The organism is Endoryza foliicola (genome assembly GCF_050589245.1).
Lineage (GTDB): Bacteria > Bacteroidota > Bacteroidia > Chitinophagales > Chitinophagaceae > Endoryza > Endoryza foliicola.
Genome location: NZ_JBOBEW010000003.1, coordinates 238,093 through 260,287, shown reverse-complemented (window position 1 = coordinate 260,287; position 22,195 = coordinate 238,093). Strand labels below are relative to the sequence as shown.

Genomic DNA, 22,195 nt, shown 5'->3' with positions numbered 1-22,195 from the left:
TGACTACAAATGTACTAAAAACCAAGGACTATCAGCAACCATGCGGGGGCTGCCATCAATCCATCCAGCAATCCATAGTAGAGGTAGTCGTGATTGCTTTTGCGAGCAGTTTTATAGAGTGCGATGAGCGCTCCAACGGGAATCAACAGCGCTAGTCTGGCCAAAGCCGCGCAAGGAAACAAGAAACTGGTGGCAAGTGTTAAAAAAAGCGCAGAATAGAAAAGGTTTTCAACTCCTTTCTCGGGTAAATAGGTGATCAAACTTTTGATGCCAATGCTTTTGTCGTATTCGCGATCGCGCAGGTCAAAGAGGATACAGATGGCATAGATATAGAAAAAGCGATTGAAGAAGAAGATCAAATCGTTTTTCTGAATAGTAGCTTCTGCAATGTGAAGGGGAAGCCAAGCGGTAACATAGGTCCATACTGCTGCAAGGTAGATGGTTTTGCCGATGGCAAATTTCTCCAGAAAACGAAAAGCCGGGATTTTAGGAGCGGTATACAGAAATGTAAGGATAGCAGCGGGTGTTAAGGCAATCCAATGAGAACGTAGTTGCCAAGCGAAATACACACTGGCCAAAGCACCAATGCTTGTTAAGGTCAAATGCAAGTACCCGTAACGGTGGGTGAACTTTGAACGACGAATTTCAGCGGGGGCATTGGGGCTTAAAAACCAATGAAGGTTATAAGATGCCAATGTTGAACAGGCCACTAAAGACCAATACGATTGTTCTAACTCATTCGGTAGAATCAAGTACTGCTGCGTTTGCCATACCATTAAAACAGCGGTAAAGCTGAGCCAAACACCGGTAAATAAAGGGAAATCGAGCCAGTTTAAAAATCGAGTCAAACGGCTTTGTTTAATTTCTGTTCACAACAATGGTTGGAGTAGTAACGGTATCACTTACGTTGCCGGCCAAATCTCTTAAGGCAAAACGAATCACCAATGTATCATTTTCATACAAAGGAGGATTGTCGCTAACTTTAGGAGGGTTGATCGCTGAAACGAGGTAATTGCCGTATTCTAAATTTAATGCGAGCACACCACGTGGATTTTTCGGATAGTCGCCAATGGTAAGCGAAAAAGTATCGCGAATGGTTGGAACAGTACGCTTATTCTTGCGGATCTTTTCTACATAAATAGTGTTGCTGATATCGCCTTCTTTGTCTGTGAAATCCAGACTTACAACCAAGGTTCCTCCACTGAATACTTCAGTTGAACTAACGCTCTTCAATTTGAGAGTGGGAGTGCTTTGAAGCTTATCTTTGCTACAAGAAACCAATCCGAACATCAATACCGCGATATATAGATACTTTTGCTTCATAATCTGTAATTCATTACAAATTTAACAGTACAGAAGGTAAGATACGAATATGAATTGTGAATTGGAACATAAAATTTTCTCCGCAAATCCCTCAAATTTCGATGAGTTGGCTTTGGAAGTCTTTGAGTTTCAATACCAAAACAATTTGCTGTACCGTACCTATGTTGACACTCTATATACGCATAAGCCGAGCCTAAAGTTGGCCAAAGACATCCCTTTTTTACCCATTCAATTCTTCAAGTCCCATTCCATTGTTTCCGGTTCCTTCGAACCCGAGCTCTGTTTTGAGAGCAGTGGAACCACGGGGGCCAATACCAGCCGTCATTTTGTGAAGAAAGCGGCGCTGTATGAAACAAGTTTTTTTACCTGTTTTGAGCAGTTCTATGGATCGGTAGAAAATTGGTGTGTCATCGGGCTACTTCCTTCTTATTTGGAAAGAAAGGCCTCTTCATTGGTGTATATGGTAGAAGCGATGATCAAGAAGTCAAAACACCCAAAAAGCGGATTTTATTTGTACGAACATGAAAAGCTTGCGCAGGTGTTGAGTGATTTGGAAGCGAAGGGGCAGCCGGTCTTGTTATTTGGGGTCACTTTTGGATTGTTGGATTTTGCAGAGAAATATCAGCTTCCATTAAAACATACCGTGATCATGGAAACGGGTGGAATGAAGGGAAGAAGAACTGAAATGACCAGAACGCAGGTTCACGAAGAATTGGTGGCGGCTTTTCAAACCAATGCCATTCATTCGGAGTATGGGATGACGGAATTGTTGAGTCAGGGGTATTCCAAAGGCGACGGAGTTTTTCATGCGGCGCCTTGGATGCGAATAGCCGTTCGGGAAGAAGAAGATCCGTTGAGTGTGAAGATGAATGAAAAGGCTTCGGGAGTTATTAATGTGATTGATCTGGCGAATTTATATTCTTGTTCTTTTATTGCAACGGATGATGCGGGGAGAATTCATCCCGATGGAAGTTTTGAAGTGTTAGGAAGAATTGATCATAGTGATGTGAGGGGGTGTTCGTTGATGATAGCAGAATAAGTTTTTAAGTTGTTGAGTTATTAAGTTTTGCGCAGCTTCGCTGCTTGGGGGAGTTCACCGCAGAGAGCGCCAAGATCGCAGAGAAGTCGCTAAGCCCTCTTCTGCACCTATCCTTTAATCTTTTAATCCTGATCCTTTTTTACCGCAGCGGCGCAGCGTCCTTCGACAGTGCCTTCGGCCCGCTCAGGACAAGCCCGCAGCGGCAACGCAGCGAATCCCTGTGCCTCTGTGACTCCGTGGTTCTGTATTTCCTCCGTCCTCTATCTTCCCTCCTCCCTCTTTCTTTTTGTATTTCCTCGTTCCTCGTCTCCTCTCATCCTCGTTCCTGTACTCCGCTGTTCCATTATTAATTATTAATTATTAATTGTTAATTAACTACTCTTTTGTCAATTCACAATCTTGCTAAAAAACTCCCACAACAAATCATTGGCGTTGATAAAGGTTGAGGGATCATCACCAATGGCGGAACCTTTCAATCCGCCGGGCCAAGCATGGCCTCCGTCGGTGGTAAGATAGTAATCGATGGTATTGTTCTTATTGCAATTACTCCATTTGGTGAATTTGAATTTTGAATCGTTAGTTATTACAATTGGGCCGATGGCGCAAGTGTTTTTAGATGCCCATACATTCAATACCGAATCTACCGGTGCTAACCAGAGTCCGGTTGTTCCGGTTCCATTACCATAACCGCCTTTGTACGGTACGTTTTGATCGTTTACAGAATGCATGTGCAATACAGGAACCGGCTTACTTGGATTGCAACTAGAAACTACCATGGTACAAGCATTGGGGGCAATGCCGGCAATTTTATCTGAGAGTTCACAAGCCAATCGATAGCTCATCATTCCTCCATTCGAATGTCCGGTGGCGAAAACTTTCTTAGAGTTGATCTTATATTTAGAGAGAAGGGTGTCAATTAAAACGCTGATGAATTTCACATCGTTGATGTTTTGTCGAACCGCATAATCACAGCAACTACCTGCATTCCAAGTTCTCGCTTTTAGCAGTCCATCGCCCTCTACTCCATTCGGATATACCACTGCAAAATGCGCTGTATTGGCTTTATCGGTCAATTTATTGGTGGCTTCAAATTGAGTGGCACTTCCGCCTCCGCCGTGCATGGCGATAACTAATGCAAAATTACTGCTATCATAATAGTTGGGAGGGAGATTGAGCATGTAAGTGCGCTGCAAACCATCAACCGTGAGTGTTCCACTGAACCTGTAAATACCATCGGCTGGGGGCACGGTTTTCTTGCACGACGACAATAAAATAAAGGCCGCCAATACAACGGCAATGGTTGGTTTCATGGTAGGTGTTTGAATTTTGACTGTAAGAATAGAAAAAAGTTTAAAGAATTCATAGCTTTGAGCGGTCATTCAAATCAAAATCACTCGGTAGCACAATCCCTAGGCTTTATGCGTAAGCTCAAACTAATTGCACATATCTCGCTCGACGGTTTCATTGCCAATGCAACAGGCTCTTTGGAAGGCTTTCAAGCCGGAGAAGAAAACTTGAATTTCGTTTGTGATATTGTATCGAGTTGTGATACGGCCATTATGGGAAAGAACACATTCTTGCTACTCGATCCATTTTGGTTGAAAGCAAAAGATCATTCGAATGCCAGCGAGGCAACTGTTCGTTTCTCCAAATGGTATTGCGAATCAAAAAGACTTGCGGTGAGTAAGGCTAGCCGAAAATCGATCCATGGAGAAGAGTGGGTGAATGGTAATCTAGTGTACCATTTCGCGGCAGCAAAAAAGCAAGCAGGGAAAGACATGGTGCTCTTTGCCAGTCCCGGCATTTTTCATGAACTTCAATCCGCCGGCCTCATCGATGAATATTGGATATTCACTAATCCGGTTTTGTTCGGCACCGGCATTCCACTTTTCGACAAAGGCATTAAGCCTGGATCATTGACCTTGAAAAAAGTTCAGCAGTTTCCGAATGGGGAGTTGGCACAATGCTATGGGGGTAATTAAGAATTAATAATTAATAATGGAACAGCCGAGGTAATTAATAATTAACAATTAATAATTAATAATGGAACAGCCGGCGAGATCAAGAAAGAGCAGGGGGAGGAACAGGGGGAAAGTAGGAACGAGGATGAGAAGAAACGAGGAACGAGGAAAGGCAGAGTGACCGCCAGCGCTGCGTTCTCGCTGCGATCGCTGCGACGCCGCGGTTCAAAAATGAGCAATCGAATTGATCAAATATCGGGTTCTAATCTGAGAAAATCTGTATTAATTTGTGCTATCCGTGGTCAAAAAAAACAAAAACTACTCTGCGAAACCTTCGCGGTCTTGGCGCTCTCTGCGGTGAACCCCATGCAGCTACGCAAACCTCAATAACTTAAAACTCACAGCTCCCACTCTATCAATTTACTCTTTCGTAGCAATGATTTTTACAACAGAATCGATGAATAGACTCTTACTTGGACAGTTCCCTGACTGATTAACAATGTAGCGAAAACTACTAAAATCGATGTGCTCGGCTCCCGAGACCTTTTGAATGCTCACTTGAGAGTTGGCTAACTTTTCTTTAAAGTTATAAACCGAATCATAGTGCGCACTAGTATCCACTGCCGATTGCTCGAACCTAAAGTAAGGAACTTTTATTTTCAAATCTTTGAAAGCACTGAAAGATCTGAGGCTATCGAAATCTTTATCTTCAGCGCTGCCTCCGCTATAATGATGAAACTCTGATCCATCCAGCGAAATGATTCTCTTTAAATGAGTAATATGAGGACTCAATAACGCCGCTGCCAATCCACCCCAACTATACCCAATCAGTGTAATATTAGTGGTATCAACTCCCGGAATCGATTTACAGTAACTATATACTTTAATAGCATCATTCACTTGTTCCATGAGGTCTTCTTTTTTTGTGGTCATATCACCCGGATACCGGCCAATAGAATTTACACTTGCTACAACGAATCCTTTCTTTACCAATGATTCCATCAGAGGAACATTTTCATATCCCATTCCATTGTAGGATGCCAAATAAATCACCAATGGAAAAGTTCCTTTTGACTGATTTCGATTTAAATAGGACGCGGTCTTATAATGTAAAAATCTACTGGTATCACTACACTTTAATTGTCCAACAATATCATTCGCCATCTGTGCTGTAAACCCTTTATACGCTGGGTTGTCCAAGTATTTCAATGCTCTAGATTCTAATAACCCCAAAAAATAACCATACTCAATTGTTTCACTTGGAATACTAACTGAATCAGTTGGATACCACACATCAATATCTATCGGCCGAAAATGCATGAGTTTAGTTGCTTCAAGTTCTGGATTGAAAATTCTCGAACTATCGGACAAGAAAACCGAACGATACCCAACATCGAAGCGAGGTGTAGGATGGCTGCACGAAGCCAATACTATGAAAACGAGGAAAATTAAAGAACGCATAAGCAGTCGTTATAAGTGCTGAAAGTACAAAAGGATACTGTGAAATTTTGTTAAAACAGCCGGGGTAATTAATAATTAATAATTATTAATTAATAATTAATAATGGAACAGCCGAGGTAATTAATACTTAACAATTAATAATTAATAATGAAACAGCCAACGAGATCAAGAAAGAGCAGGGGGAGGAACAGGGGGCGCTGCGAACTTGTCCTGAGCGGGCCGAAGGCCCAGTCGAAGGACCGCCGCGGTCAAAAAAATTGCGAATTCTTAAATTAATTTCCGATCCCAAAAATTTTATATCAGTTTACTCTACCGCAAAGTAACTAAGTACGCAAAGGTCCGCAACGAAAGTCGCTGCGAAAACGCTGCGCTCGCTGCGCCGCCGCGGTAAAAAAGGATCAGGATTAAAAGATTAAAGGATAGGTGCAGATGAGGGCTTCGCGACTTCTCTGCGAACTTGGCGCTCTCTGCGGTGAACCCCAAGCAGCGCAGCTGCGCAAAACTCAATAACTCAAAACTTATAACTCACCTCTCAACTCGCCCCGCTTTTTGTACATTCGCTTATGCAACCCATTAAAACAGCCCTGGTTGGATATGGATTGGGTGGACGTTGTTTCCACGCCCCCTTCATCGCCAATTTGCCCCAATACTACGATTTTCGGATGATTTTTGAACGATCGAAAGATACCGCCAAAGAGCGTTATCCCTCCGTTCAAATTGTTCGTTCCATAGAGGCGATTTTAGAAAATCCGGAGATTGAACTGGTGGTGGTGACTACGCCAAACGATACCCATTATACTTATGCATTGGCAGCATTAGAGGCAGGTAAACATGTGGTGGTAGACAAACCCATGACCATTACCGCGCAACAAGCGCACCACCTCATTCAAGTAGCGAAAGAGAAGAACCTGATTTGCAGTGTGTACCAAAACCGCCGCTACGCCAGCGATGCCAGAACCCTTCAAAAAGTAATCAAGAGCGGCGCACTCGGCGATGTTTGGTATTTCGAAGCACAGTACCACCGCTTTCGCCCCGAATTAAAAAATAGTTGGAAAGAAACGGCCGTGCCCGGAAGTGGAATATTGTACGATTTAGGTGCGCACCTAATTGACCAAGCCCTGCACTTGTTTGGCATACCCCAAACCCTGGTGGCACATACCGAAATGCAAAGACCCGGCACGGAAGCCATCGATTATTTCGATATCATACTTCAGTTTGCTGCTACAAGGGTTCGATTAACAGCGGGTATGCTGGTGCGTGAGCAAGGGCCTCGCTTGCAATTGCACGGCACTAAAGGTTCTTTCATTAAAAATGGCGATGATCCGCAAGATATGGCCGCCCGTGAAGGTATACTACCGTCGGATCCGAACTGGGGATTGGAAGATCCATCTATCTACGGACTGCTTCACAACGATGAAGGCAAACAAATCATCCCTTCCGAAAAAGGAGATTTTGGATTGTACTACGAAATTTTTTACAAGCATGTTCGAGAGGGAGCGGTGTTGAGAGAAAAGCCCGAACATGGCTACAATGTTGTTACCTTAATAGAACAGGCCTTGCTGAGCAGCGAACAGCAACAAGTGATGCCTGTATCTCATTTACTATTACCTGTTGAATACATCATTTAAACGAATTGCTATATGGCGAAAGAATTAAGAAGTCGAGGCTGGTTTGGAAAAAAAGGGAAAGACGGATTCATTTACCGCGCTTGGATGAAAAACCAAGGCATTCCCGATTTTGAATTTCAAGGCCGACCCGTGATCGGTATCTGTAATACATGGAGTGAACTAACTCCCTGCAATGCCCATTTTAGAGAGCTCGCAGAAAGCGTAAAGCGAGGCATTTTGCAAGCAGGAGGCTTTCCGGTTGAATTCCCCGTGATGAGTTTGGGAGAGACCTTGATAAAGCCCACCGCCATGCTGTACCGCAATTTGGCGAGTATGGATGTAGAAGAATCCATTCGTGCAAATCCGGTTGACGGAGTAGTGCTGCTCTGCGGTTGCGATAAAACAACGCCCGCCTTGGTAATGGGCGCTTGCAGTGTTGACATCCCCGCCATTGTAGTATCGGGAGGTCCGATGCTAACGGGTAGCTATAAAGGAACTCCTATTGGCACCAGCGACGTGTGGCGCTTCAACGATGCCCTGCGTTCCGGAGCCATGAGCGAAGAACAATTGGCCGAAGCCGAAGCCAGTATGTGTAGAAGCAGAGGGCATTGTGCCGTAATGGGTACCGCCTCTTCAATGGCTTGTATGGTAGAAGCATTAGGACTCACCTTAAGTGGCAATGCAGCCATTCCTGCTGCCGATTCCAGAAGAAAGGTACTGGCGCAGTTTTCGGGTATGCGTATCGTTGAAATGGTGAAGGAAGATTTAAAGCCTTCCGATATTCTTACTAGAAAAGCATTTGAAAACGCGATCAAAATAAATGCTGCCGTAGGAGGCTCTACCAATTTTGTGATCCATTTATTGGCCATTGCAGGTAGAGTAGGGGTGGACCTGAGCTTGGAAGATTTTGACACGCATTCTCAAGGCGTTCCTTTGTTGGCCAATATTCAGCCATCGGGCACCGGTTTCATGGAAGATCTGTTTTATGCAGGTGGATTGCCGGCGGTTATTAAAGAACTCTTGCCTAAGATTCATAAAGATGCCATTACAGTAACAGGGAAATCGATGGAAGAAAACGTGTCCATTGCGGAAAACTATAATACGGAAGTAATCGCTTCTTTAGAAAAGCCGGTGAATTCGGTTTCCGGAATCATTGTATTGAAAGGGAATTTATGCGAAGCGGGATGTATTATCAAGCCTTCTGCGGCGAGTCCTCACTTAATGAAACACAAAGGCAAAGCGGTGGTGTTTGAAACTATTGAAGATTACAAAGCACGCATTGATGATCCCAATTTACAAGTAGATGAGAACAGTGTGTTGGTGTTGAAGCATGTTGGTCCGAAAGGATATCCAGGTATGCCGGAAGTGGGCAATATGGCGCTACCGAAGAAATTATTAGCGCAAGGTGTGAAAGATATGGTGCGGATTTCGGATGGAAGAATGAGTGGAACAGGATTTGGGACGGTGATTTTGCATGCATCTCCTGAAGCTGCCGAGGGCGGTAATTTCGCAGTGGTGCAAGATGGAGATTTGATAGAGTTAGATGTAGACGCACGTTCGTTGATACTGCATGTAAGCGATGAAATTTTAGCCGAGCGTAAAAAGACCTGGCAATCTAAAGCCGTAAACCCCGGTAGAGGATATGTGGGATTGTATGTAAGAACGGTGGAGCAGGCGCATTTGGGATGTGATTTGGATTTTTTGAAGGGGAAGTCGGGGAGTGAGGTGACGAGGGATTCGCATTGATTGATTGAGTATTGAGTTGTGAGTTTTAAGTTTGGGAGACCATACAAAGCGTAAATTAATTTCTAGTCATCAAAATATTCGATCAGTTTACTTTACCGCAAAGTAAGGAAGAACGCAAAGGTCCGCAACGAAATCCTTAGCGACTACTTCGCGTACTTTGCGCTCTCCGCGGTGAACTCATTAAGCAGCGAAGCTGCGCAAAACTCAATCTAGTATCTAAATAAAAAAGGCTCCCATCGGGAGCCTTTAATTCTTAATTCTTAACTCTTAATTCTTAATTACTGCTGCATTCCATCCGTAGCACCCTGCATTCCTTCTCCCATACTCTTCAAGTTCTTACGTTTGAACAAGTTCATATCTACTTTACCGAAACGGTATGCGAAGGTTAAACGAACCATTTGTGGGTCGCGCAAGCGATCATAGGTTTGTTGGAAATAATCGTTGTACGAATATTGAATGGCTCTTCTGGTTCTGAACACATCACTGAAGCTCAAAGTGGCAGAAGCCGCATTGTTTTTCAGGAAGCTCTTTTTGAAGGCAATGTCAACACCATAAGTTGGTTTGTTGTACCCTTGAGCAGCTGACTGAGCCTGACCCATTGGTGGTCCCATCATTCCTTGACTTTGGTTTACAGGCAAATTGGTTTTTGACTGATAAGTTCCGGATAATTGAATGCTGAATTCTTTCGGCAACTTAAAGTTACTGTTGATCTTACCAAACCAGCTCCACAATGCATCAGTAGAAGAAGTACCGGAGTTGATTTTACCATTATAGATATTAACGTTGGTTGTTAAATCCCACCATTTTTTAAGGGTATTGGTAGAAGTCAATTCAAATCCCGTTGTATAACTTGAATTTGCATTGATATAAGAACTGATCAAAACATCTGCATTTTGTACCGCATCGTATTCTTTGGTTTGATAGCGAGTGATCAAATCAGTGGTTCTCTTATAATAAGCACTTGCCAAGAACACATTGTTTCCTTTGAAGGTTTTAGAATAAGAGAATTCAAATGAATTGGTGAATTCAGGTACCAAGGCTGAGTTACCTTTTGTGATATTCAATGGATCAGTATAATCTGCAAAAGGCAATAATTGGAAGAAATTGGGACGGTTGATTCTTCTGGTTGCACTGAACTGCAATTCTTGTTTGTTCTTCAATTTCTGAGATAAGAAAATGGAAGGGAACAAACTGATCGGATAACTATTGCTGAATTTCTGACCGGTATTGGTAAGCGTACCTTCATAGTTAGAGCTTTCAGCGCGCAAACCAATTTTATACCCAAAATCTTTAATGCTATTGCTTACGGAAACGTAGGCAGCATAAACATTGTCGTTGTTTTTGTAATTGCTGGTAGCATTGCTTACTAAATCGTAAGCATTGGTGCTTTTATTCCAGAAATAGTTATAGTTGTTATTGGTAACATTTCTGATTTGAGCACGCAAACCGGTTTCTAATTTGAAGGTTTTGGTCAATAGGTTTACGTAGTCTGTTTGAACAGTCAAGAAACTATTCTTACCATCGTTCAATACTTTTTGAATGACATTGTTTTGAACAGTGTTCGTGTTGTAATAATAGTTGGTAGTGTACAAACTATTTCCTTCGTTTTTACCACCGAAATAGTTGGCATCAAGTGTCCATTCTTCTCCTTCTTTGGGGAACAATTGTTTGATACCAAATTGAAAACCTTTTGCATTGAACTCACGGGTTCCGGTTGAAATACGCTCGCTAAAACTTTTTACTGTTCCTGCACTGTACAAACTGTCGGTATTGATTCCAATATTTTCGTTTGGTTTGAATTGGCCTCGAACGCGAACGGCACCCAATGATACAGTAGTTCTATTGGTAAGGAATAAATCGATTCCTACTCTTCCAAACATGAATCCACCGGTTGTTTTACTGAAATTGTTTTGGAGGATCGAAGTATTGGGAGTTTCAAAAAAGTTCAAGCGGTCGGTAGTACCCGAGTTTTTGCTAATCATTTGGTTGCCCATAGCAGCCACACTGATATTGTATTTTTGTTGACGAAGGTTTAAATCGCCACCACCATTGAAGGCACCGTATTTATCAACACCCAAGCGGAGGTTACCATTGTAACCCGATTTTTTATTCTTTTTCAATACAATGTTCAAGATACCGGAGTTACCACCTGAGGCATCAAATTTTGCAGAAGGATTGGTGATCACTTCTACGCTTTCGATGGCATCTGCGGGAATTTGATCAAGGGTTAATGTGGTGGGGCGACCATCAATATAAATTTGAGGAGAAGCGTTCCTAAGGGTAACGTTTCCGTCGATATCTACTTGAACAGATGGAACGTTTTTCATGATATCCACTGCGGTACCACCGGCACTTACCATATTTCGCTCTACATTGAAGGTTTTTTTGTCGATGTCCATTTTCATCATCGGCTTGCTGGCGGTAACGGTAACGGTTTGTAATTGTTTGGCATCGTAGTTCAATTTGATGTTGCCGAGATCTTTATCGAAAGAATTCAGAAGGGCGCTCATGTCTTGAGTTCCGGCTTGACCGCCGCCTTGAGCGGGCATTTTAATTTGGAACACCACCGTTTGTTGGAGGTTTTGGTAACCAATTGCGGATACTTTCAGGGTTAGGGGTCCCATTATGGGGAGATCTGCGAAGCTGAACTCACCATTGGCCTTGGTAGAAAGTCCTTTCAATAAAACTTCTTTACGCTTTTTAGTTGCGGTATCGAATTTAGATTGGAGTAGAAGAACGGAAGCTTCGCCGATGGGGCGACCGGCAGTGTCGGTGATTTTACCGTACACATGTCCGATGTTGGGAACTGCAGCGCCACCTTTGCCGGGAGCACCTGCCCCTGGGAACTGGGCAAATCCTGTGATCACACTAAGGATGGCAACGAGAAGAGTAACTATCTTTTTCATGTAATTTAATTGTGGGTCAAAAATAGCAGGAGAAAATGGGGGGAGAGGGGCAAATGAGACGAAAAGCGGAAAACATGCGACGAAATGCGGTAGCCTGAATTTTCCGAATTTTCAGAGGTTTTGGCATAAAAAAAGCCACCCCTGGACAGGGGCGGCGTCAACCTATAATCAAAATTAAAACCATTATGAAAAAACTGCGTTCAATTTCGTTTTCGACTGAACGGAATTAGTTTTTAGCAATTTTCTTGAAAGTAACCCACTCACTGCCTTCGCTCTTCAGGATCAAGGTTTCATTACCATTTTCGAGGGTGATGTAGTAGGTTTGATCGTACTGATCGGCCAATTCAAAAAGATCGGTAATCCAGTAATTGCTATAGTTTTTCTTCACGTCGAACTGCAACAAGAGTGGCAATTGAGAAGAAAGAATGTTTTTGCTTACGCCAAGGAAGGCGCCGTCTTCTCCAAAATAAGCGGTCAAGTATTGACCAAACTGTTGGAATTCTGCTTTGTAAAATTTGTTGGTTTCTTCCCATTTTACATCGGCAGCTTGTTTGTAATTGCTTTGAAAGTTGGCGATTACATAATCAGGAATAATTGGTTTTCCGGTAGCGCTGAAACCGGCAGTGCTAATCATAGCAGCGGCGATAAAGGCGATTAATTTTTTCATTTTTTTTATTTTAATGTTTTTGTCGTTGTTGTTCTATTGACAGTGTAAAACTACAACGGTTTAAACACCCATACCTGGCTTTGAGATGAAACCCGAAAATCTTGCGACGAAACCCAAAATTAGTAAATAAACGTAATTTTGACACTTATTTTAAGGTTGATTTTATTCTGTTTTTTTTATTTCTGTAAACCAATATGGGTAAGCGTTTCAGAGCTATTGTACGTGTTTGTATAAAGGGAAAGTGGTATATGTTAAAGAAAATAAAAAGGGGAGTGAATTGCGCAGTGGTTGGTTGAAGAAGTGTTGGATTTTGATGATGTGGTGTTGCTTATTTTGACCACAGATAGCGCAAATTATTATGGATTTACACAGATTAGAATTTTAAATTCTATCAGTCTTTTAAGCTAATTATCACCGCAGCGGCGCAGCGTCCGCAGCGATTTCGCAGCGCTGGCAGTCTCTCTGTATTTCCTCCATCTTCCCTTTTCATTCCTCCCTCCTTTTGTCACCACAGAAAGCGCAAATTATTACGGATAACAGATTAATCTCCGGCATTCAATCTATTTGATAGCTAGTTAGTAGCTTCTTAATTAAAGTTTTTTTACCACAGCGGCGCAGCGTCCGCAGCGGTTTCGCAGCGCTAGCAGTCTCTCTGTATTTCCTCCATCTTCCCTCTTCATTCCTCCCTCCTTTTTTTGACCACAGAAAGCACAAATTAATACGGATTTACACAGATTTGCCTCCGATATTCAATCAACCTGACTGCCGGCTGTTCAATTATTAATTATTACTTATTAATTATTAATTACCCAGGCTGTTTCATTATTAATTATTACTTATTAATTATTAATTACTCCTCCTATTTCCCCACAATCGCATTCACCACCTCCTTATACATATCACTAATGGGAATTTCGTGGGGGCCAATGAAGACCGAGTTTTTGCGAATGGCGGTGATGTGCTGTTTCGATACAATGAAGCTTTTATGAACCCGAACAAATTGTTGAATGGGCAATTCGTCTTCAATCGATTTCATGCTCATGCGGGTGACAATGGGCTTGTTGGGAGCTGAATGCAAATGGATCTTGATATAATCTTTCAACCCTTCTATCCATTCTATATCGCTGTGATTCACTTTTACCAAGCTGTAATCCACGTTCACAAATAAATAGTCCGGTGCACTGCTGCCCGAATCGGTTGCAGAGGCAGGACGATTCTTCAGATCAAACAATTCTTTTGCTTTATTACAGGCTTTGATGAATCTATCCAAGGCAACAGGTTTTACTAGATAGTCTACCACATCTAAATTGAATCCTTCCAACGCGTATTTTTCATAGGCGGTGATCAAAATGAACATGGGCTTTTTCGACAGGCTCTGTATGAATTGTAAGCCGGTTAGTCCCGGCATCTGGATGTCTAAGAAGATGAGGTCCACCTCTTTTGTTTCGAGGAATTTCATGGCCTCAATGGGATTGCTGCAAGATCCTAACAAATTCAAGAATGGAACTTTGCTAATATTGTCTTCTAACAACTCTAGTGCTAGAGGTTCGTCATCAATGGCGAGGCAACGTATCATGCAGTAAGTTTTAATTGTAAGGATGTTTTGAACCATCCGTCTTTTTTGTCAATAGTTAATTGATGGTTCTTGCCATATAATAGTTCCAAGCGGCGTTTCACATTCGCCAAACCAATACCGGAAGTAGCATCTTTGATCTCTTCAATTTGGTCTTGGTATTTGTTCATTACCTCAAAATAGAGGTAACCATTGCCCGCAGAGAGGTCTATCTTAATGATAGGGTCTTCGATAAAACCGGTCCCGTGTTTAAAGGCATTTTCAACAAATGGAATTAATAGCATAGGGTCTATATCATAGCTTCTGTCCATATTGTTCAAATTCACTTCCAGTTTCAGTTTTTTTCCATAGCGCTGCTGCTGCAAGTCGATATAACTTTGCAAGTATTCGATTTCTTTTTCAAGAGATACTTTATCTCCTTCTGTTTCATACAACATATACCGCATCAGGCTGGAGAGCTTGATGAGTGAGGGTTCTAGCTGATCGCTCTGTTTTCTTGCCAAAGCCACCATATTGTTCAATACGTTGAACATGAAATGCGGACTTACCTGTGAACGCAGCAACGATAGCTCGGTTTTTAGATTTTCGTTTTCCTTTTCTTTTTGTTTTTCTTCGGCAGCCATACGGTCTTTGATCAGTTGATAAGCCGTGCTCGCAAAGAAAAAGAAGGTGTATATCAATGAAGTGAAGAAGATATGAGGCCCCCAAAGGAAATTCCAAGATGGTCGCAGGTACAAATGATTCGCCCACATCAATAACAAATAGATGGTAAACAATACCAAATGTGAAAGCGTGAACCACCATCCCTTGCGTGGGTAAAGTATTCTGGGTACCAAAAGGAAAGCATTCAAATAGAAGAGAATGACCCAGAGTATATCGTTAATAATATAAGATGCTAAGTCGTATTCTTCTTTGCCTGCCGATCTGGCTTTGTCTTGCGGACGCAGTAAGAAAGGAAGTGAAAACAAAAGGATCCAAACCAAGCTGTGTAACAGAATGGTGACCCAAGTTTTCTTATACCATGCAATTTTCATAATGGAAAGTTAACAGGCTTTTCCCGATTTTCGAGGGCTCGGGCCGAACTAAGAGACCAAAGCCGAAAATGTTGCGACCAATGGACAGCTACCCGTTCATAAATCCTATCATCCACCCCAGGCATTCTTCAAAAATCGCAGCCAGTTCCCGTGCATGAAGCCTTCAATATCAGCTTCCGAATAGCCTCTTTTGGCCAGGATGGTGGTGAATTTCTGGAGATCAGCAATGGTATCTACATCATAAGGACCTTGTTCTTTTCCGAAACCCCCATCTAAATCGGAGCCAATGCCAATATGTTCGGCATTGCCTGCCAATTGACAAATATGATCGATATGATTGGCTGCTGCTTCTAAATTACAGTTCGTAGATTCAGGAGTACTTTCTCCTCTTACCCAATTCGGAACAATCATCCAAGCATCCATGGGAGCGCCAATAACCGCTCCGCGTTGGATCAATTCTTTTAATTGCTCGTCGTCGAATTGGCGGTTGTGATTCACCAAAGCGCGACAATTGTGATGACTGGCCCATACCGGTCCATTGTAATGCTCCATTGCTTGCCAGAAAGCATCATCGCACAAATGGGTAGCATCGAGAATGATTCCCAATTTTTCCATTTTGTGAAGTAGGTCAATACCCATTGGAGGCATTTTTCCCGTGGCGTTAGTACCATTGGCATACCGGCCGGGGCCGTAATGTGCCGGGCCGAGTGCTCTGAGTCCATAATTATAGGCAATGTCGAGATAGTCCAAGGAGACAATAGAATCGGCGCCTTCCAAACTTAAAATATAACCGATTGCTTTATTTTCATCCGTACTGCTGTTCCAATACTCCAAGTGTTCTTGAAGTTCTTGCCAATTGGTGAGTTGTTTTAGTTCACCTTTACGCTCCATGGCTTTGTAATAGGCAAGCTGACCCTGTGTTTGAGCCCAAGCTTGTTCGGGAGAGTTCCAGCCCGGTAAATTATTATCCGGAGCTACGTAACGCGCAATTTGCGTGGCTACCACAATGCCGAAATTGCCATCCCTTAATGCCGGAAAAGAAACGGTATTTTTTCCACGATCGGGTTTATCGGTCAATCCCTCTTCTCTCTTTCGAATACTCGGTACCGGTAGGGTGAGGTCTCTGTTCCATTCCATTGCATTCATGGAAAGATCGAGGTGCGCATCTATGGCGAATAATGGATTCATTTCGTGTCGTTCAAATTCTAGGCAACTTTGCCTACTTAAAAAGTAATGTAACGATCCCTTGCGGTGTTTCTCCAAGTGCCGGTGACTTCACCGTCTTCAATGGTGAAGACTGATTCGTAGAGTGCTACGGTTGGACAAATATGATAGGGTAGTCCATACAGTACATCTCCTACTTTGTAAGAATGCCCGATCGGTGCTTCAAGAACCAAATGTTCTTCGCTTTGACCGGTGGCTACCAAATCGGGTGCATTCAAGAATGCAATGCGTTTGGTGATTTCATTTTCGGCGGCTACAGATTTATGTCCTAAATCGGTACAAACTTTATTCGGAGCAGGTAAACTCAATACGCGTGTTACTAAAACAGCCGCGGGTAGAAAGGGTTGCTCTTTACACAAGTTCGAGTAGCCATGATCCCAATAAATAAAGGTGCCCGGACTGCATTGCACTTCGGGGCGCGCAGCATGAATGGGGAAAGAAGGGGATCCTCCTGCTATTACCACAGGCACTTTGAGTCCGGCAACTTCTGCCTTTTCTTTCAAGGCAACAACTTTAGCATAGGCCGCATCACATTCTTTCGAGCGTTCTAAAATATCCGGATTTCTCAAATGACCGTCGTAAGCATGAAATCCACCTACAATGATTCCCGGTAACTGATGCATCAATTGATAGAGCTCCAAGGCTTTTTCATCGGGGATGATGCCCGTTCTATTCATTCCTACATTCAAGTCGATGTAAACGGGAACTTTTATGCCTGCTGCTATAAATGCGTCGGATTGCTCTTGAGCGATCGCTGGATTGTCGGTTAAACAAGCATATTGAGTATGCGGAAATTCATGAATCAATTTGATGAAGCGTTGCAGTTTTGGTCCTTGTGGTTGATAGGCCAGCACTACATCTTTCGCGCCCACCGATCCCAGCAATTCTGCTTCCGCAATGGTGGCGCATTTGAATTGGTACACACCTACTGCCAACAAATGCTGAATAGCTTCTGCGCTTTTATTGGTTTTTACGTGCGGACGAAAACGGCTCAGATCGCCTACCAAGTTTACCGCTGCTTGCGCATTGTGCTTTACCCGTTCGGGGAATACTACCAATGCGGGCGTATCGGGCAGACTTTCCTTTTTTATTTCATACCAGTTGGACATACTAATTAGCTTTCGATTTCAAAAATTCCTTCTACTTCTACTGAAACATTGTTGGGGAGAGATCCCATTCCCACGGCACTTCTCACGCCTTTACCATGGGTGTCGCCCCAAATTTTTACAAATAGTTCGCTGCATCCATTGATGATCAACGCGTGTTTGGTGTATTCGGGAGTGGCGTTTACCATGCCCAATAATTTTACGACACGTTTTACTTTGTCGAGGTCGCCGATGCTTTTCTTTACGGAGGCGAGAATGGCGAGTCCGCATTGTTCAGCGGCATGAAAGCCTTGTTCATCGCTTGCAGCGTCTCCTAATTTACCGGTGATGAAGGTTCCATCGGTTTCAATGGATACATGACCGGAGAAGTACAAGAGGTTGCCTACTTGTAAGCAAGAATGATACACGCCTTTAGAGGGTGGTATGTTGGGGAGGCTGAGGCCGAGTTCTGAAAGTTTTTGTTCTACTTTGGACATCTTTTATTTAAATTTTTAAGTTTAATAATCGTTTAAGTAGCTTGAATGAACGTTGCGAATCGTTGCGTTCGTTGTTACTTTGCGGTAGGGTCGAAGTTTTTACGCTACCGCAACGACTCAAAGAACGCAAAGGTGCGCAACGTTTTGCCTTGTATCTACGAAATGATTTTCTCTAAAATCAATACACCCGCCAAGCCGGCCACTCCCACAATCGTTTCCATCACCGTCCAACTACGAATGGTTTGGGAAAGGTTTAAGTTAAATCATTCTTTATAGAACCATATTGTTTAAATCTTTTGAACTTTCGTTGCGAATCGTTGAGTTCGTTGTTACTTTGCGGTAAGGTCGAAGTTTTTACGCTACCGCAACGACTCAAAGAACGCAAAGGTGCGCAACGTTTTGCGTTGTATCTACGAAATGATTTTCTCTAAAATCAATACACCCGCCAAGCCGGCCACTCCCACAATCGTTTCCATCACCGTCCAACTACGAATGGTTTGGGAAAGGCTCAAGTTAAAATATTCTTTGTACATCCAGAAACCGGCGTCGTTAACATGGGAGAGCATGAGGCTTCCCGCACCAATGGAAAGTACCATTAAATTCGGATCAGTGCCTGTGCCCGCCATTATGGGTGCCATGATACCCGCAGCTGTTAATCCCGCTACAGTAGCCGAACCCAAGCAAACGCGGATCACCGCAGCAATCAGCCAGCCAACAATTAGCAAGTTTAACGACAAGGTTTTAAGACCTTCTCCAATCTCTTTGCTCACACCACTCGCTACAAATATTTCCTTCAAAGCACCCGCACCAGCCACAATTAAAAGGATCAGCGCCACATCTTTTACAGCTTCACTGTAATTGGTCATGATTTCTTTTAACTTTTTTGATTGGGTAATTCCTAGTGTAATGGTTGCTGTTAGTACGGATACCAACATAACAATCACCGGATCACCAATGAATTTTAATACTTTCTCCGTTTCTGCAGATATTGTCCAGATCAATGGAATAGAAGTAGTGATCAATAACAACACAACCGGCAATAGGGCTGATATAAAACTATTCGATACTCCGGGGAGTTTTGCTTCGTCAATTTTTTCCGGTTGGAAGGTGTCAAGTGGAACAGCTTTGATGTTTTTCAGTGTTTTTGCAAACAGCGGTCCTGCAATAATGATGGTAGGAATGGCGATGGCAAAACCATAAAGTAAGGTTTTACCCATGTCACCATGAAATTGGCTAACCAATGCAGTAGGAGAAGGGTGGGGTGGAAGGAATCCATGCGTTACCGACAATGCTGCCAACATCGGCATGCCCACATACACAGCAGGTAATTTGGTTTGATATACCACGGAGAATATTAGGGGAACCATTAATACAAAACCCACATTGTAAAATAGAGGGATGCCTACCACAAAGCCCGTTACCATCATGGCCCAACTGAAATACTTTTCGCCGGCCAGTTTCATCAAAGTGTTGGAGATTCGTTGAGCGGCACCCGATTGCGCTACCAGTTTTCCCAACATCGCGCCCAAGCAAATGATGCTGATGAGATCACCCATCATATCACCAATGCCTTTTTTTACAGAGGCGGTAAGCTTTTCGATTGGTATTCCTAAACAAGCTCCTGTAATTAAGGATACCACTAGGAAGGCAAGGAAAGGATGAAATTTCGCCCAAGTAATGAGCAAAATGAGGGTTGCAATGGCGGCAGCAATGATGAGCAAAGTCATGACGGAAGATAAGCAGAAATTTTAAAAACTAGGCAAGCGTTTCAATTGAACGAATTTGCCATGAGAAGTCGAGTTTTTTAGTTTTTAAGTTATTATGTTTTTTAGTAGGACGTTCCATGGAATGAGAGGGGAATCCAGTTAAAATGAAAGTATCGAGTTGTTTAGTTTTTTAGTTATTTAGTTGTTTAGTGATGCGTTCCATGAAATGAGCGGGAACCCACTTAAAATGAAAGCATCGAGTTATTTAGTTTTTTAGTTATTTAGTTGTTTAGTGATGCGTTCAATGGAGTGAGCGGGAAAACACACAAAATGAGAGAATCGAGTTATTTAGTTTTTGAGTTATTATGTTTTTTAGTAGGACATTACTTGAAATGAGCGGGAACCCACTTAATAACAAAAAAACTTAAAAACTTAAAACTTATTGCTGCTGCTGCTGCGCCGCAAATGTCGCATTCAAATAATCTGCTTCTTTTTGTTCGGGAGTTTTTTCGAGTTTCTCCATTTGAACTTGTGTGGTTTCTTCAAAAATTTGACCGTCTTCGTAGCCTACAGAAACGAATACGAATAGATCTTGACGCGATGGTCCTTTGAAGGTTCCTTTTACAGGAGAACAGTCTCTGAAATTGCGACCTACGGCCAATTTGATGTGATTGTTGGTGGTCCATACATTGTTGGTAGGGTCAATGCCGGCCCATCCATAGGAAGGAATCCAAGCTTCTACCCATGCATGGGTGGCGCCTTCTCCGCGCATGCCGTTTTTGTTGGGACAAATATAGCCGCTTACATATCTGCTAGGGATGCCCATAGAACGAAGCAATTGCAACAATACGTGAGCGAAATCTTGACAAACACCACGTTTGTCTTCCAAAATTTCATCAACCGTAGTTTCAATGGTGGTGATACCCTTGGTATACTTGAAGTATTTATAAATGTATTCGCTCGATTGCTCTACAATTTGTGCTACGCTTTTGGTTGCATTGTAGATGGTATCGATGATGGTTTGCAATTCTTCTTGTTTCTCAATATCATCGGGTTTCATCAATTCCAACAGCGTGAGATCATAGTCTACATCGTTTTGAAGTTGATCCAAACCTGAATGAAAGTTCACCGATAATTGGGTGGTTTGAGTGGTTCTCACAATCAACTTGCTCTCGATGATCAATTGGGTATGCGGGTCTATTAAAGTAAAGGTTCCGGTTTTGTTTCCCCAATAATCATTGAAATAATGAATATCGGGTTGATGCGAAATAATCAGGTCGTGTTGCAACACTTCCTGCTCCTTACATTGGTACGGGAAAATCTTCACCTCATTGATGCTTTCTGAAACAGGTTGTTCGTAAGCATACTTCGTAATATGATGTATTTTGAATACTGGCATTGTGCAAACTTAAGAATAAGAGAAAAATGATTGACTCAAAGCGCGACTAAATTGCAATAAATTTCCGCGGGTTTCTTCCAAATACTCGGGCATGCCGCTTCTTTTGATCCATTCAAAATCGGCAAACTCTACATTGCTGTACAATCTTCCGAATTGTTTCAGCAAAGCGTATTTCTCTGTTGGATTGTTTTCTTTCACCACATCGTCTAAATATTTCTTTACACGAGAAAGCGAATACATGATGGAATGCGGAAACAAGGGGTTGAAAATAACCTGATGCGCCACATTGTAATTGTAATCGTTGCTGCGGTAATTCTTCAAGTGAAACTCATAGCCCGATAAGGAGAAAAGCAATCCTCTCCAATACAAAATATCTTTTGTGTTGGTAAAATCGTAATCAATGGTTTTGTATTGCTTGTCTACCAATTCAATGGTTAGCAAACAACGCTCAATGTATTTTCCCAAACTCATGAAACTCCAGCTCATGCCTCTCGGCATAGTACTATCGGTGATCCCGGTATAAAGCAAACAATTCTTGAGCATGCTTTCAATAGCTGCAATGCTATCACCGTCTGTTAATTGAGTGGCAATTTTGGGATTGTTGATCAAATGATACAAATGATTCACTTGTTCCCACACTTCTTTGGTGATGTGGTCTTGCATGCCTCGTGCGTTTTCACGAGCTCTGTTCAAGATCACTTTTAGAGAGTTCTGATTTTTCGAATCTAATAGCAAGTGCTGTACCGCTCCATTTGGATTTTTCATCAATTCCACTACACCCTCTTTTCCGAGTCCGGTGAATATTTCTATCAAAGGCTGCCAGTTGTTGTTTCCTGTTGGGCCTTTATCGAGCGACAATACATAACTTGTTTGCAACATGCGTAACATTCCCTCTGAACGTTCAAGGTATCTATTTAACCAGAACATGGAATCTGCAATTCGGCTAAGCATACTAGTTGGTTGTTTT

General features: G+C 42.6%; 18 protein-coding genes and 1 pseudogene. 4 read left to right on the top strand and 15 right to left on the bottom strand.

The window, feature by feature from the left end:
• Positions 1-14: 14 nt before the first annotated feature.
• Both ACQ2HE_RS08485 and ACQ2HE_RS08480 read right to left on the bottom strand, forming a co-directional pair.
• Complete coding sequence (locus tag ACQ2HE_RS08485) at positions 15-848, bottom strand: UbiA prenyltransferase family protein (protein ID WP_430898605.1); 834 nt, start codon at positions 846-848, stop codon at positions 15-17.
• A gap of 10 nt (positions 849-858) precedes the next feature.
• The gene (locus ACQ2HE_RS08480; RefSeq protein WP_430898607.1) at positions 859-1,323 is read right to left on the bottom strand and encodes a hypothetical protein; all 465 of its coding nucleotides are present in this window, start codon (positions 1,321-1,323) and stop codon (positions 859-861) included.
• 49 nt (positions 1,324-1,372) lie between these two features.
• Here ACQ2HE_RS08480 and ACQ2HE_RS08475 point away from each other — a divergent pair, with 49 nt between their 5' ends.
• A complete protein-coding gene (locus ACQ2HE_RS08475; RefSeq protein WP_430902435.1) occupies positions 1,373-2,362 on the top strand; it encodes a LuxE/PaaK family acyltransferase in 990 nt (329 codons plus the stop codon).
• A gap of 386 nt (positions 2,363-2,748) precedes the next feature.
• On the opposite strand, the gene ACQ2HE_RS08470 is transcribed toward ACQ2HE_RS08475, so the two are convergent.
• Positions 2,749-3,672 carry a CE1 family esterase gene (locus ACQ2HE_RS08470; RefSeq protein ID WP_430898611.1) on the bottom strand — a complete coding sequence of 308 codons (924 nt, stop codon included), beginning with the start codon at positions 3,670-3,672 and terminating at the stop codon, positions 2,749-2,751.
• A 108-nt stretch (positions 3,673-3,780) separates the two neighbouring features.
• On the opposite strand from ACQ2HE_RS08470, the gene ACQ2HE_RS08465 reads away from it, so the two are divergent.
• Complete coding sequence (locus ACQ2HE_RS08465; RefSeq protein ID WP_430898613.1) at positions 3,781-4,344, top strand: dihydrofolate reductase family protein; 564 nt, start codon at positions 3,781-3,783, stop codon at positions 4,342-4,344.
• A 399-nt stretch (positions 4,345-4,743) separates the two neighbouring features.
• On the opposite strand, the gene ACQ2HE_RS08460 is transcribed toward ACQ2HE_RS08465, so the two are convergent.
• The gene (locus tag ACQ2HE_RS08460; protein ID WP_430898615.1) at positions 4,744-5,784 is read right to left on the bottom strand and encodes an alpha/beta hydrolase family protein; all 1,041 of its coding nucleotides are present in this window, start codon (positions 5,782-5,784) and stop codon (positions 4,744-4,746) included.
• Between the two features lie 563 nt (positions 5,785-6,347).
• Here ACQ2HE_RS08460 and ACQ2HE_RS08455 point away from each other — a divergent pair.
• On the top strand, positions 6,348-7,412 hold the full coding sequence (locus ACQ2HE_RS08455) for a Gfo/Idh/MocA family oxidoreductase (RefSeq protein WP_430898616.1): 1,065 nt from the start codon (positions 6,348-6,350) through the stop codon (positions 7,410-7,412).
• Positions 7,413-7,424: 12 nt separating this feature from the next.
• The gene (locus tag ACQ2HE_RS08450) at positions 7,425-9,137 is read left to right on the top strand and encodes an IlvD/Edd family dehydratase (protein WP_430898618.1); all 1,713 of its coding nucleotides are present in this window, start codon (positions 7,425-7,427) and stop codon (positions 9,135-9,137) included.
• 278 nt (positions 9,138-9,415) lie between these two features.
• On the opposite strand, the gene ACQ2HE_RS08445 is transcribed toward ACQ2HE_RS08450, so the two are convergent.
• The 11 genes and pseudogenes from ACQ2HE_RS08445 to ACQ2HE_RS08395 form a co-directional block, all read right to left on the bottom strand.
• Positions 9,416-12,043: an outer membrane beta-barrel protein gene (locus tag ACQ2HE_RS08445; protein ID WP_430898620.1), complete on the bottom strand. Its 2,628-nt coding sequence runs from the start codon at positions 12,041-12,043 to the stop codon at positions 9,416-9,418.
• Positions 12,044-12,269: 226 nt separating this feature from the next.
• Positions 12,270-12,710, bottom strand: a complete 441-nt coding sequence (locus ACQ2HE_RS08440; RefSeq protein ID WP_430898622.1) for a hypothetical protein — start codon at positions 12,708-12,710, stop codon at positions 12,270-12,272.
• Between the two features lie 859 nt (positions 12,711-13,569).
• Positions 13,570-14,286 (bottom strand): LytR/AlgR family response regulator transcription factor, encoded by a 717-nt coding sequence (locus tag ACQ2HE_RS08435; protein ID WP_430898624.1) that lies wholly within the window; start codon positions 14,284-14,286, stop codon positions 13,570-13,572.
• Entirely contained in the window at positions 14,283-15,317 is a 1,035-nt protein-coding gene (locus ACQ2HE_RS08430; protein ID WP_430898626.1) for a sensor histidine kinase, read from the bottom strand. The genes ACQ2HE_RS08435 and ACQ2HE_RS08430 overlap by 4 nt, the downstream gene beginning before the upstream one ends.
• Before the next feature lie 108 nt (positions 15,318-15,425).
• On the bottom strand, positions 15,426-16,505 hold the full coding sequence (locus ACQ2HE_RS08425) for a dipeptidase (RefSeq protein ID WP_430898628.1): 1,080 nt from the start codon (positions 16,503-16,505) through the stop codon (positions 15,426-15,428).
• A 35-nt stretch (positions 16,506-16,540) separates the two neighbouring features.
• Positions 16,541-17,650 (bottom strand): D-TA family PLP-dependent enzyme, encoded by a 1,110-nt coding sequence (locus ACQ2HE_RS08420; protein ID WP_430898630.1) that lies wholly within the window; start codon positions 17,648-17,650, stop codon positions 16,541-16,543.
• Between the two features lie 5 nt (positions 17,651-17,655).
• Entirely contained in the window at positions 17,656-18,123 is a 468-nt protein-coding gene (locus ACQ2HE_RS08415) for a RidA family protein (RefSeq protein ID WP_430898632.1), read from the bottom strand.
• 155 nt (positions 18,124-18,278) lie between these two features.
• Positions 18,279-18,374 (bottom strand): annotated as a pseudogene (locus tag ACQ2HE_RS08410) (hypothetical protein); the annotation flags it as partial.
• A gap of 159 nt (positions 18,375-18,533) precedes the next feature.
• Positions 18,534-19,850 carry a GntT/GntP/DsdX family permease gene (locus ACQ2HE_RS08405; RefSeq protein ID WP_430898634.1) on the bottom strand — a complete coding sequence of 439 codons (1,317 nt, stop codon included), beginning with the start codon at positions 19,848-19,850 and terminating at the stop codon, positions 18,534-18,536.
• 418 nt (positions 19,851-20,268) lie between these two features.
• On the bottom strand, positions 20,269-21,228 hold the full coding sequence (locus tag ACQ2HE_RS08400; protein ID WP_430898636.1) for a transglutaminase family protein: 960 nt from the start codon (positions 21,226-21,228) through the stop codon (positions 20,269-20,271).
• Positions 21,229-21,237: 9 nt separating this feature from the next.
• On the bottom strand, positions 21,238-22,179 hold the full coding sequence (locus ACQ2HE_RS08395; protein WP_430898638.1) for an alpha-E domain-containing protein: 942 nt from the start codon (positions 22,177-22,179) through the stop codon (positions 21,238-21,240).
• Between the last annotated feature and the right edge of the window lie 16 nt (positions 22,180-22,195).